We start from the raw sequence: 12,187 nt of genomic DNA, 5'->3' as shown, positions 1-12,187 counted from the left end.
GGGCTGCTCGCCTGCTCGCTCGTCTGCCCGGTCACCTGCGCGTTCGTCTGCGGGTCCTTCACCGCTGACCTCCCTGTCCGGCGGGCGTGTTCCCGTGCCCGTGCTCCCCGCGGGGCCGGTCGCCGTCCACCAGCTCGGCGCGGATCTCCTCCGCGAGGCGGTACGTCATGTCACGGCGCCAGGCGGGCAGGCCGTGGACGTCGTCGTGGTAGAGGCCGTCGTCGATCGCCGCGTCGAGGGCCGCGGCCAGGGCGCCCGCGTCCGGCCACGCGGGGAGGGGTGCGGCGCCGAACCGGAGCTGGACCGGGCGGCGGGTGGCGGCGGTGACGGTCAGCACGAGCTCGCCGTCGGGGTCGAGCCTGCCCACGAGCAGCGCACCCGACCGCCCGAGGGTCGTCAGGGACACCCGCCGCAGGGCAGTCCGCGCGCGCAGCGCGCGCTCGGGCAGCCGCACGGCGCGCAGCAGCTCGCCGGGCGCGAGCGTGGTCGTCGCGTCCCCGGTGACGAGCTCGGCGACCGGCTGGGTCCGCACGGCGCCCCCGGGCGACCAGATCTCGGCGACGCCGTCGAGCGCCGCGGTGAGCGACGTCATCGGCCCGGCCGGCAGCGCCGTGCAGATGTTGCCGCCGACGGTCGAGGCGTTCCAGACCTTGGTGGAGGCGACGAACGCGTCGCAGCACGGGCGCACGAGGGCGAGGGCGGGCCAGGTGTCGCGCAGTGGCGCGGCCGCCGAGTCCTCGAAGTCGTACAGCTCCGCGACGGTGCAGGTGGCGGCGATCTCGAGACCGTCGGCGGTCGCCTGGAGGGCCGGCCAGCCGGCGCCGGTGATGTCGAGCAGCCGCCGGATCCGGTCGCTGCCGTCGGAGAAGAGCACGGTGCCCCCGGCGAGCCAGGCGTCCCCGTCGCGGAACTGCGACGGGTCGGTGGTCGCCACGAGGTCGGCGACGGTGTCCAGGTCCATCAGGGCCTCCGCTCGGCGGGGGTCGGGTCGTCCTGCGGGTGGCCGTGCAGCTGGTCGTCGTGCAGCGGGCCGTCGCCCGCGCTGAGGGGTGCGACCGTCGCGCGGCCGTGCCGGGCCGCGACGAGCTCGGCGCAGATGGACACCGCGACCTCCTCGGGACCGACCGCCCCGAGGTCGAGACCGACGGGCGACCGCAGGCGCGCGAGGTCGGCGTCGGCGACGCCCTCCGCCCGCAGCGCCTCGACCCTCTGGGCGTGGGCCCGCCGGGAACCCATCGCCCCGACGTAGGCCAGCGGGAGTCCCAGCGCGAGCCGCAGGAGCGGCACGTCGAACTTCGGGTCGTGCGTGAGGACGACGACGGCGGTGCGCTCGTCCACCCGGCCGGCGGCGTGCTCGCGGGCCAGGTAGGCGTCGGGCCACTCGACCACGACCTCCGCCTCTCGGTAGCGCCCGGCGTCGGCGAAGACCTCGCGGGCGTCGACCAGCGTGATGCGGTAGCCGAGGAGCGAGGCAGCCCTGACGAGGGCGCCGGCAAAGTCGTTCGCCCCGGCGACGACGAGCCGCGGAGCGGGCCGCCGGGTCTCCACGAGGAGCGTGACCGGGGCGTCCTGCTCGGAGCCGTCCCGCGCGTCGCGGCTCGCGGCGCGCACGACCGCCGTCCCGCCCGTGCGGAGCGCCGCGTCGACCTGGCGCGCCACGCTCTCCAGCGCGGAGGGCTCGACGAGCCCGCCCAGCGCTGCGGCGATCTCGGCCGAGCCGATCGCGGCGCCCCGCAGGAGGACCCCGGTCGTGCCGGTCGTGTCGATGCGGCGCACGAGCGCCGTCGGTGCGTCGCCCGCGCCGTCGCGGGCGTGGCGCGCGAGGTCCGTGACGAGCGGGGTGGGGTGCGTGGGGTCGAGGGGCTGGACGTGCACGTCGAGCGTGCCACCGCAGGTGAGCCCGACGGCGAACGCGTCGGCGTCGCTGTACCCGAAGGCCTCGCGGCAGGCGCGCCCGACCGAGATCGCCCTCAGACAGGCCGCGTGCACCGCGGCCTCGACGCAGCCGCCCGAGAGGCTGCCGACCACGCGGCCGTCCACGCGCACGGCCATCGCGGTCCCGACGGGGCGCGGCACCGAGCCGGACGCGCCGACGATCGTCGCGACGGCGAACGCCGGCCGACCGGGCTCGAACCACCCGGTGATCTCGTCCATCAGATGAAGCACCAAGGCCTCGCTTCCGCACGGGTGCCGGGCGCGGTGCGCCCGACGTCTCCAGTCAACCCAGTTAACCCTTGCGGTGAGTCCCTCGCGGGTCACCCGCGGCCGGCGAGGCCGCGCGGGTGCCCCTCGAGGCTTGAGTCCGCGCCGTTCTTTCGCTTCCCGGAAACGATGTTCCACGAAGTGGACGAGAACCTAGCACGGACACTCCGCCCCGTCACCGGTCCGCGTGTGTACGATCGCCGTGTGGCCGCCGTAGCTCTCGGGATGCCGACGCTGCGCTCCCGAACACGCGGGGCGCCGTCGACCGACGGGCGCCCGGACACCGCCGCGCTCGTCGACCGCTTCGGGCGCGTCGCGCGCGACCTGCGCATCTCCATCACCGAGAAGTGCTCGCTGCGCTGCACGTACTGCATGCCGGCCGAGGGCCTGCCCGCCATCCCCCGCGAGGACCTGCTCACCCCCACCGAGATCGGGCGCCTCGTGCGGCTGGCGGTCGGCACCCTCGGCATCCGCGACGTCCGCTTCACCGGCGGCGAACCGCTGATGCGCCCGGACCTCGCGGAGATCGTGCGCCGCTCCCGCGCCGCTGCTCCCGGTATCCCGATCTCCATGACCACCAACGCCATCGGGCTGGACAAGCGCGTCCACGAGCTCGTCGAGGCCGGGCTCAGCCGCGTCAACATCTCGCTCGACTCGGTGGACCGTGAGGACTTCGCCCGGCTCACGCGGCGCGACCGGCTGCCCGACGTCCTCGCCGGGGTCCGCGCGGCGCTCACCGCGGGCCTGGCCCCGGTCAAGCTCAACGCCGTGCTCATGCCCGAGACCCTCGCGGGAGCGTCCGACCTGCTCGCCTGGGCGGTCGACCACGGGTGCCACCTGCGGTTCATCGAGCAGATGCCGCTCGACGCCGACGAGCGGTGGCGCCGCGAGGACCTGGTCGCCGCCGACCGGCTGCTGTCGGTGCTCGGCGAGCGCTTCGACCTGCGCGCCGTCGGTCGCGAGGACCCCTCGGCCCCGGCCGAGGAGTGGCTGGTCGACGGCGGCCCCCAGACGGTCGGCATCATCGCCTCGGTCACCCGCTCGTTCTGCGGCGACTGCGATCGCACCCGGCTGACGGCCGAGGGCACCGTGCGCTCGTGCCTCTTCGGGAACGACGAGACCGACCTGCGGGCGCTGCTGCGCTCCGGCGGCGACGAGCAGGCTGTCGACGAGGCCGTGCTGGCCGCCTGGCAGGGCGCCATGTGGGCCAAGCCGTTCGCGCACGGCAGCGACCGCGACGAGCTCGCCGACCCGCAGTCCTTCGCCCGCACCGAGCGGAGCATGGGCGCGATCGGCGGTTAGGTGTGTCGCTGCGCGCAGCGGGCGCCGGGCCTCGTCCCGGTCTCTACCATGGGTCTGTGCCCACCGACCGTCCGATCTACCGACCCGACGACTCCGGCCCCTGGAAGATGGGCCGGCGCACCCTGGTGGGCACGCTGATCGGTGCCGTGGTGGGGGTGGCGGTCCTCGCCTGGTTCGGTCTCGTGCTGGGTGCCGCGTGCGGCTTCGGCATCGGGCTCCTGCTCGACAACCGCTCCGCCCAGGGCTAGGGCGTTTGGCACGTGCACGGACAGTTCACGCGGCCCGTGCACGCCGACAGAAACGATCAGGTATTTCGGTGCAGCAGCGGTATTGCTCTATTGAGCGAAGACCCTTGTGGGTACTCGCAATTGGGTCGCGATGGGCGTGTACAGATCGATGTCCTGGCGCTGAGTCCGCAGAGATGCTAGCAGCGCGTAGCGCACTGGCATGGATGTGCGGTCGGCGCGGCCGGTGTTCTTCCACCACCCGCCCACCGGATACACCGCGATGGTGTTTGCGGCGGCGAGTTCATGCCCGGTTCCGGTCCACTCATCCTGGTGAAGCGAGCCGAGGTGACGTTGGTAAGGACCCACCAGCCAGCGTTCGGAGGCGGCGGTGCTCCTCGCTGCACCCTCTTCGTCTCGCTGCGCATCGCGGTTCACCCGGCGGACAAACTCTCGCTGAGACTCCAGTGGGCTCTGCAGGTCGAAGCGGAGGCCGTGCGAGGCATACGAGTAGCGTTGGCGCCACCCTCGCCGAGAGGGCGATGGCTCGATAAAGTAGGACAACGTGACGCGCATCCGCACCTCACCGTCCCCGATCGCCTCCAACGCCTCGCGCGGCCAAGGCAGAGGGTGCAGGCGCAGGTGGCGCATCCTGTATTCGGGGCCATCGAAGGGAGTGAAACGGTCCTGGCTGACCAGGGTGACGGCCTGCTGGGAAGAGTAGAGGACTCCCTCGGGCGCGGGGACACCCCACCCGTAGCGCCGCAGGAGCCGCAACCGTGCGGTCTTGCCCGCCTCCCCCTCGATCTCCTTGCGCATACTCTGAGTCCACTCGGCCGCATGGGTTAGTAAACCGCGTACGGTCTCGGGCCAGTAGCTGGGATATCGCGCCATGGTCATTGCAGCCAGGCGAGACGCTTGGGCAGTGGCCGCGCTCGTTGCGTTCGCGGAGGTCAGTGCGAGATTGCTCCTCGTGCCAGTCGTGCGCAACGACAGCAGCGGGTGCTTGGGCTCAAACCCGGTGTCTCCGTTGGTCAGGACGTTGCCGCCCTCCATACAAATGTCGGGCTTAATGGGCCACTTACGCTCAGCGAAGAGCATGGAGGTCCGGCTGTGTGGGGACAACTCTCCAGCTTGGGCGAGTGGCGTCCAACCGTGGTAGTCGGGATCCGTCGGAACGTCGTCGAGTTCTGTGTGCGCGGAGACAGTCAGCGCATTCCACGCTTGTGCAGGGTCCTGGATTGCCGAGGTGTCTGATTCGGCCCGGTGGTCCAGGTGGTAGCGGTCAACGTTTCCCGCCGCGATAACGATGAGCCGGGCGGCAGCGGAGTCCGGAGCCGACAGCAGCTGAATTTGGTGGCCGTCACGAACGATGTCTGTGCCGACTGCCAGTGCGTCGACCGTGGAGGACCATAGCGTGGGCTCCCCAGGCTTATCCGGTTCGGAACTTAGAGGCATGCAGAACACGCGAGCGCGGGGGGCCGTGATCTCCGGCAGCACGACGGCCTCCGCCGTGGCGGTCCCGTAGTCGAGCGGATCCAGGAGTGGTTCACCACGGGCGGGTGTCATCCGCACCGATTCGAGGCGGTGCTCAAGCTGGACCCGCTGTCTGCCAATCAGAAGTGGGTCGAGATCTCCATGCAACGCGAGACCGGCCATGGAAGTGCCATGCCCGCGCACGTCATGGCCAGACGTGCCGACGATCGTGTGCACATCGGAAGGGTTCAGCGACCCTCGGATGAGGACATGTCCTTGGAAGACGCCGGTGTCGAGGTGACAGACGACCGGGGCGCTCTCCGAGTCGGCCGGCACCAGCCGTTCGGCCAGGTCCTGGACGTACTCGTCCTGCTCACCAACCTGGAGATCCTCGACGGTGTCGACGAACTCGGGGCGGCGGATCTCCGCGATCGGGATCCGAGAGAACATCAGGATCTGTAGCTGTTCCCAACGGGCCTTAACCCACACTACGTGGCGGTCTTGGAACGACAGCGTCCGGCGAACGGTCTGCAACTGTTGCACTGCGGTGAACGCGTCGAATACCTCCAACGCCGACTGCGAAGTGTCGAGCCAGAGTTCCCACCAATGCTGCCCGCGGCTGGGAGGCTCGCCGTCTGAGGTCCATAAGTCGGCTAGCACTGCCTCACGGATCCGAGAGATGTTCGCGATCAGGGCTTGGTTCGCGGGGTTGCCGTCCGGCGTGGTCCAGTTCTCAGGGTTGCCTTTCGTGGAGAGCTTGTCGAGGTAATCCTGAAACAGGCGCAGGAAGTTGGCACGGTAGGCGTCGGCGACCCAGACGGTCGCGCGCTCTTGCTGCGTGTCGGTAGGCGGGTGGACGGAAAGCAAAAGCCACATCGGCCGCTTGGCCGATGCGCGATGAGTGCTGAGTCGGTTTAGCCGGTCGACGTTCAAAGGGTGGGTCGCATCGGTGCCCTCCAGAACGATGATCGTGCCGAGTGCCTGCAACTCATCCAGGCTTACGCTCACCTCGCGGCGGTGGGCATCGCTGGCCTCCAGGACCTGCTGGAGTTGGCCACGCAACGCCATCCCGTGTGCGCGGTGCTCAACTGGGCGTACTCTGGCGTTGCCCTGACCTGCGCGCGTAAGTTCCTCGTTGACCGCCCGCTCGACGATATATAGGTGATCGAGGTGGCGCAGCTCCTCAACCAATGCTTGCCTGTCGGCGCAGTGTCAAAGCCGCGGTCAGGTCGTCTCGCGTGACGCTGGCTGCACCGCGCATGAGTGCGCTCTTCGCGGCTGCCTCGGCTGCCTTAACTAGGTCAGCATGACTCAGCCCAAGAGTCGCACCGCTCAACCTGGCTAGGCTGAGCCCCGTAGCCAAGGATCCGAGTCGCGAGCGAATCACTGACACCGCCTGCCGCGGGTCGGGCAGGTCATAGGTGAGCACGGCGTCGAAACGTCGAAACAACGCACGATCCAGGATCGAACGGTGATTGGTCGCAGCTACCACTATGGACTCGGGGCTTGCCTGCTCGAGAAAGACGAGAAAGGAGTTCAGGATGCGCCGGGCCTCGCCCACGTCGTTGCCGGTTCGGTTGGCACCGAGAGCGTCGAATTCGTCGAAGAGGTAGACCCCGCGACGTTGAGCCACTGCATCGAACACGAGCCGAAGCTTGCCAGCTGTCTCACCCATGTATTTGCTTAGCAGACCGTCCAGGCGGACCGTGTACATCGCTAACCCGAGCTCGCTAGCGAGCACAGAGGCAGTCATCGTCTTTCCAGTCCCTGGCGGGCCTTCGAGAAGAAGTCGATGTGCTGGGGCGAAGCCATGCTCAAGGAGAGTGTGCCGCTGGCGCTGCTCGGCGATCACCTGTTTGATGTGGCCGATCAGTTCCGCGGGCGCCACGAGGTCGCGGAGCGAAACCTCTGGGTGGGTGGTCTCAACCAGGTCAGCCAGGTCGCCACGCGGTTGGTCCAACCTCGTGACGTTGGCACTTGGCATCGTCTGGCGCGAAGCGTCGATTGCTTTGCGGATGTCGCCGGCCAACACATGATGGCCGCTGCGAGCTTCACGCGCTGCGACCTGCAAGGCAACCGAATAGAAGGCGGCATCGTCGCCAGCGGCATGGCTACGCACCATCGCCGTGATGTGCTCACCGAGGCCCGCCATCTGCCTGCTTCCTGTGCTGAGTACGAAATTTCTGTAGACGCCATCCTAGAGGGCAATCAGTGCCCAGCCCCGCCACCGTCGGCACTCCAGCGCGAACGTGTCCGACCCTGCGCGGGCCGCTCGTACGTGTACCGACCTGTGAGGTCGGGAACGCGGTTGGACTGCCCACACCGGCGCCCTGGCCCCGCTGTCAGAGACCGACCCACTCCGAGACACCGTCGGTGAAGTGCTGGCGCTTCCAGATGGGCACCTCGGCCTTGATCCGCTCGACGAGCAGCGAGCACGCCTCGAACGCCTCGCGGCGGTGGCCCGCGGACGCGCTCGCCACGAGCGCGACGTCCCCGACGACGAGCTCGCCGTACCGGTGCACCGCGGCGACGCGCAGCCCGGTCTCCTGCGACACGGCCGCGCAGCAGCGGCGCAGCACCTCGGACGCGTCGGGGTGCGCCTCGTAGTCCAGCCCGGTCACCCCCCGGCCGCCGTCGACGTCGCGCACCACCCCGCGGAACGTCACGCTCGCCCCGCACTCGGCGGAGTCCACCGCCGCCTCGACGGCTCGCACGAGGGTGTCGTCGAGCACCTCCCGGGTCACGCGGCTCACGTCCGCGACCTCCGGCACCCGCTGGTCCGTCCCACTCACAGCTCCCACACCTCCACCTCGTCACCCGTCACCCTGCGCGTCACGTCCGCCGGGACGTCCACCAGCACGTCGGCCCGCGCCATGGAGGCGACCAGGTGGGAACCAGGACCCCCGACGACCCGGACGGTCCCGTCCCCAGACCGTACGCCGCGCAGGAGCTGGCGCCGGCCGGCGGGCGAGGACACCTCGCCGTCGAGCACCGCGCGGGAGCGCGGCGCCGGGACCCGTCCGGCGGCCCGCGTCACGGCGTCCCGGGCGAACACCACGAACGACACCTGCGCGCTGACCGGGTTGCCGGGGAACGTGAGGATCGGCGTGCCGTGCACCCGCCCCAGTCCCTGGGGGCCGCCCGGCTGCATCGCGACCGAGCGGAACACCACGTCGCCCGCGCCGCCCAGCACGTCCTTGACCACCTCGTAGGCGCCCTGGCTCACCCCGCCCGAGGTGAGGACGAGATCGCTCGCCGCGGCCGCCTCGGCCAGCACCCGAGCGAGCTCGTCGGCGTCGTCGCCGGTGCGGTGCTCCCCCACGACGAGGCCACCCGCACGCCGCACGGCGGCGCCCAGGGCGACGAGGTTGGCGTCGAACACCTGCCCGGGACCGGGGCGGGTGCCCGGCGCCACGAGCTCGGACCCCGTCGAGACGACCGCGACCCGGGGCGGTGCGACGACGCCGAGGCGGTCGACCCCGCACGCGGCGGCCGCGGCGAGCAGGTGCGGGGCGAGCACGGTGCCGGCGGGCAGCAGCAGGTCGCCCGCCCGGACGTCACTGCCCGCCGCGCGCACGAACTCCCCCGCGACCCGGGCCGCCCGCACCTGGACGTGCGGCGTGGGGTCGCCCGGCCGGGGAGCCCCCGGGGAGAACGACCCGTCGCCGGTGTCCTCGACCGGGACGACGGCGTCCGCCCCGTCCGGCACGGGCGCGCCGGTCATGATGCGCGCGGCCGAGCCCTGGGCCAGCGCGGCGGGGCGGCCGGGTGCCGCCGCGACCTCCGCGGTCACGGGCAGGGTCACCGGTGTGCGGGCGCCCGCCCCGGCGACGTCGGCGGCGCGGACGGCGAAGCCGTCCATCTGGGAGTTGCGGAACAGCGGCAGGTCCACCGGTGCGTGCAGGTCCGCGGCGAGGACACGGTCGAGAGCCTCGGCGAGCGGCACGACCTGCGCCGGCCGGGACCTGCGCTCGGTGCCTCCCAGCGAGCCGAGCAGGTCCTCGACGTCGCGCCGGTGCTGCTCGACCGAGATGCGGGTCATGGCTGGTCGGCTCCTCGTCGGCCTCGGGGTACGGGCGTCACACGCACGCAGGCTACGGTGCGCCCGCCGGCATCACCATCTGCACCGCGGTACCGGGCGCCGTCGACGTCGAGGCACGGACCACCAGCTCCGGGTCGAAGAACATCTCCCCCACCTCGACCTCCCGCCCGTCGACGAGCGCCGTGACGGCGCGCGCGATCTCGGTCGCGAGCCGCTGCACGGGCTGCCGGACGGTGGTCAGGGGCGGGTCCACGTACTCGAGCAGCCGCGAGTCGTCGTACCCGACGACGGAGACGTCCGTCGGGGTGGTCAGACCCTGCCGCTTGACGGCACGCATCATGCCGAGCGCCATCTCGTCGCTGCTCGCGACCAGCGCGGTCACACCCTGCGCGAGGAACTGCTCCGCCGCGCGCTGCCCGCCCTCGGCGGAGTAGGAGGTCCGCACGAACGGGACGTCCTTCTTCGGCATGCCGCGGCGCGCGGTCGCGCGCAGGAAGCCCTCGACCCTCCGGTCGGCCGGGGTGTTCCCCTCCGGTCCGGCGGCCATCCCGATCCGCGTGTGACCGAGGGTGACGACGTGGTCGACCGCGAGCTCCGCGGCCAGGAGGTCGTCGGTCGAGAACACCGGCGCCGAGACGTCGTCGAACCCGCCGTTCATGCAGACGAACGGCACCCCACGCTCCTGCAGCAGGCGGTACGGGGTCCGGTCCGACGACTTGATGGTGTTCGACGACGACAGGAAGATCGCGCCCGCGACGCCGATGCGCAGCAGAGACTCGACGTAGACCATCTCCTGGTCGGTCCCGGGGAACACGGGGCACACGAGGGTGCGCAGCCCGTGCCGGGCCAGGCGCTCCTCGATCCGCTCGCACAGCTCCGCGAAGAGCGGGTTCGTGATGTTCGGGGTGAGGATCGCGACGTGGTCGCCGCGCGACCGCCGCTGGACGCCGAGCTCGTTCATCGCCTGCTCGACCGTCTCGCGCGTGCGGGGCGAGACCCCGTACTTCCGGTTGAGGACGCGGCTCACGGTCGCTTCGCTGACACCGGCTCGGGACGCGATCTCGGCGAGGCCGATGCGGTCGGCGCGCGTGGCGTCCGGGTCGGGCTGCGCCGGGTTGCTGGCGGCCATTCGACTCATTCCTCCTGGTCTATGCGGGTTCGGGCGGCCAGCGTCTCACGAGCGTGACGGCGTGACCTGGACGATCGCCGACGAGGGCACGTCCAGCGCGACGAGTGCAGTGTCCCACTGCTCGCGACGTTCGGCGAGAAGGTGTCCGCGCTCGTCCACCACGCGGACCCGGACGAAGCGGCTGCCGCCGTCCTCCGGACGCAGCACGAGGCCGGGTGCCGCCGTCGCGTTGAACAGGGTGAGCTCGGTGAACCGGGCCGGGACGGGCACGACCACGTCCTGGTACACCCCCACGACCACCCGGCCGTCGAGCTCGGCGCGCAGCACCGGGAACCGCGCCTCCGGGGCGCCCGGGACGAAGCGACCGTGCAGGACGACGTCGCGCACGGACCGCCAGCGGCTCAGGAACGCGCGCACCACGGCCCGGTGGTCGACGCTCAGGTCCGCGAGGCGCATCGACAGCTGCGGGACGGCGAAGAAGCCGCCGTAGAGCTGCCGGGCCACCGACCGGGTGGACGCCTGCGGGTCCCACATCATCATGTCCGAGTGCACGGCGGCCGCCCCCTCGCTCATCCGCAGGTCGGCGATCGAGCACCGGTTGGCGATGGCGTCCGCCGGGCAGTCCGCCGCCCGGATGGCGTTGGAGTGCACGGCGATGCCGGGGCCGGCGTACGGCTGGCGGAACTCGATGACGGTCTCCGGCCGGCCGGCCGCGGCGAGCCGCTCCGACAGCGCGGTGAGGAGCAGGTCGACCGCGACGCCCACGTCACCGACGTCCTCCGGTGCGGGCGTCCCGGCGTACGTCATGGCCTCGTCGATGAAGTCGATCTTGAGACCGTCGAGCCGGTAGTGGGTCACGAGGTGCACGCACGTGTCCACGACGTGCTCGCGGACCGCACGGAGCCGCGGGTCGAGAACGCGGCACTGCAGCCGCTCGGCGAACGCCGGCGCGAGGTCGGCGAGCCGCGCGTGCGCACGGGACCGGGCCCCGAGCAGGAGCGGCGCGATCCACAGGACCACGCTCATCCCGGCGTCGTGCAGGGTCCCGACGTGCCCGGCGAGGTCCGGGAACTTGCGCTCGTCCGGCACCCAGTCGCCGACCCCCGCGTACAGCCGCCCGTCACCCAGCTCCTGCCAGCCGTCGTCGACGAACACGGACCGGCACCCGAGCGCGACCGCCTCGAGAGCCTCCTGCTCGACCGCCTCCGCGGCCAGGTCCTGCCCGAACGCGTACCACGTGGAGAAGACCGGCTCGACGGCGGCGGCAGGCACCGCGAGGGAGCTCCCTCTGCGGGAGCGCACCCACCCCGACAGCTGGGCGACGGACTCGTGGAACGGGCGGCCCGGCCGCGCGAGCGCGAGCGTCACCTCGTCGGAGCCGGACGGCAGGTCGATCCGCACCACGAACGATCGACCCTCCTCCCAGACGCCGAAGCGCAGGTTCACCTCGTGGACCACCTCGTCCGCCGCGAACGCGAGCAGAGTCCCGCCCGCGGCGTCGTAGAGGCACCCCATCGGGGCGGACGACACGAACGAGGTGGCGTCGCTCCCCGACCAGTCGGCCGGGAGCTGCGGGCGCTCACCCGAACCGCGCGGGTTCCAGTAGGCGATCGCGTCCCCCAGGGGGACCTCCAGCACGACCGACCAGCCGTCGTCCGACGTCGGGGTCCGCTTGAGGTGGAGGAGGTCGAGGTCGCCGTCGGTGCCGGCGTCGACGACCTCGGCGTGGACCACGCCGAAGGTCGAGAGCCAGGCAGGTCCGGGGTAGGTGACGTCCAGGTGTGCGGCGAGCTCTTCGAGAATCATGGATGT

General features: G+C 71.5%; 10 protein-coding genes. 2 read left to right on the top strand and 8 right to left on the bottom strand.

Annotated features, from left to right (window positions below; all coding sequences use genetic code 11):
• Positions 1-58 precede the first annotated feature (58 nt).
• Together OHL10_RS03835 and OHL10_RS03830 are read right to left on the bottom strand one after the other, a co-directional pair.
• Complete coding sequence (locus OHL10_RS03835) at positions 59-961, bottom strand: FAD binding domain-containing protein (RefSeq protein ID WP_265520818.1); 903 nt, start codon at positions 959-961, stop codon at positions 59-61.
• Positions 961-2,154 (bottom strand): XdhC family protein, encoded by a 1,194-nt coding sequence (locus OHL10_RS03830; RefSeq protein ID WP_265520817.1) that lies wholly within the window; start codon positions 2,152-2,154, stop codon positions 961-963. The genes OHL10_RS03835 and OHL10_RS03830 overlap by 1 nt, the downstream gene beginning before the upstream one ends.
• Positions 2,155-2,406: 252 nt before the next feature.
• On the opposite strand from OHL10_RS03830, the gene moaA reads away from it, so the two are divergent.
• A complete protein-coding gene (gene moaA, locus OHL10_RS03825) occupies positions 2,407-3,504 on the top strand; it encodes a GTP 3',8-cyclase MoaA (RefSeq protein WP_425498934.1) in 1,098 nt (365 codons plus the stop codon).
• 56 nt (positions 3,505-3,560) lie between these two features.
• A complete protein-coding gene (locus tag OHL10_RS03820; protein ID WP_265520816.1) occupies positions 3,561-3,752 on the top strand; it encodes a hypothetical protein in 192 nt (63 codons plus the stop codon).
• 87 nt (positions 3,753-3,839) lie between these two features.
• Here the strand turns inward: OHL10_RS03820 and OHL10_RS03815 are convergent, their stop codons facing one another.
• The 6 genes from OHL10_RS03815 to OHL10_RS03790 all read right to left on the bottom strand — a co-directional run bounded on the left by OHL10_RS03815 (position 3,840) and on the right by OHL10_RS03790 (position 12,181).
• Positions 3,840-6,395 carry a S8 family peptidase gene (locus OHL10_RS03815; protein ID WP_265520815.1) on the bottom strand — a complete coding sequence of 852 codons (2,556 nt, stop codon included), beginning with the start codon at positions 6,393-6,395 and terminating at the stop codon, positions 3,840-3,842.
• The gene (locus OHL10_RS03810; protein ID WP_265520814.1) at positions 6,388-7,356 is read right to left on the bottom strand and encodes an AAA family ATPase; all 969 of its coding nucleotides are present in this window, start codon (positions 7,354-7,356) and stop codon (positions 6,388-6,390) included. The genes OHL10_RS03815 and OHL10_RS03810 overlap by 8 nt, the downstream gene beginning before the upstream one ends.
• A 190-nt stretch (positions 7,357-7,546) precedes the next feature.
• Positions 7,547-7,996, bottom strand: a complete 450-nt coding sequence (locus tag OHL10_RS03805; protein ID WP_265520813.1) for a molybdenum cofactor biosynthesis protein MoaE — start codon at positions 7,994-7,996, stop codon at positions 7,547-7,549.
• Positions 7,993-9,246, bottom strand: coding sequence for a molybdopterin molybdotransferase MoeA (locus tag OHL10_RS03800; RefSeq protein ID WP_265520812.1), 1,254 nt, complete (start codon positions 9,244-9,246; stop codon positions 7,993-7,995). The genes OHL10_RS03805 and OHL10_RS03800 overlap by 4 nt, the downstream gene beginning before the upstream one ends.
• Before the next feature lie 52 nt (positions 9,247-9,298).
• The gene (locus OHL10_RS03795; protein WP_265520811.1) at positions 9,299-10,375 is read right to left on the bottom strand and encodes a LacI family DNA-binding transcriptional regulator; all 1,077 of its coding nucleotides are present in this window, start codon (positions 10,373-10,375) and stop codon (positions 9,299-9,301) included.
• A 45-nt stretch (positions 10,376-10,420) separates the two neighbouring features.
• Complete coding sequence (locus OHL10_RS03790; RefSeq protein WP_265520810.1) at positions 10,421-12,181, bottom strand: glycoside hydrolase family 36 protein; 1,761 nt, start codon at positions 12,179-12,181, stop codon at positions 10,421-10,423.
• Between the last annotated feature and the right edge of the window lie 6 nt (positions 12,182-12,187).

The organism is Oerskovia flava (assembly GCF_026163685.1).
Classification (GTDB): Bacteria; Actinomycetota; Actinomycetes; order Actinomycetales; family Cellulomonadaceae; genus Oerskovia_A; species Oerskovia_A flava.
Note: the sequence above shows the minus strand (reverse complement) of the source record. Positions and strands in the feature narration are given on the sequence as shown.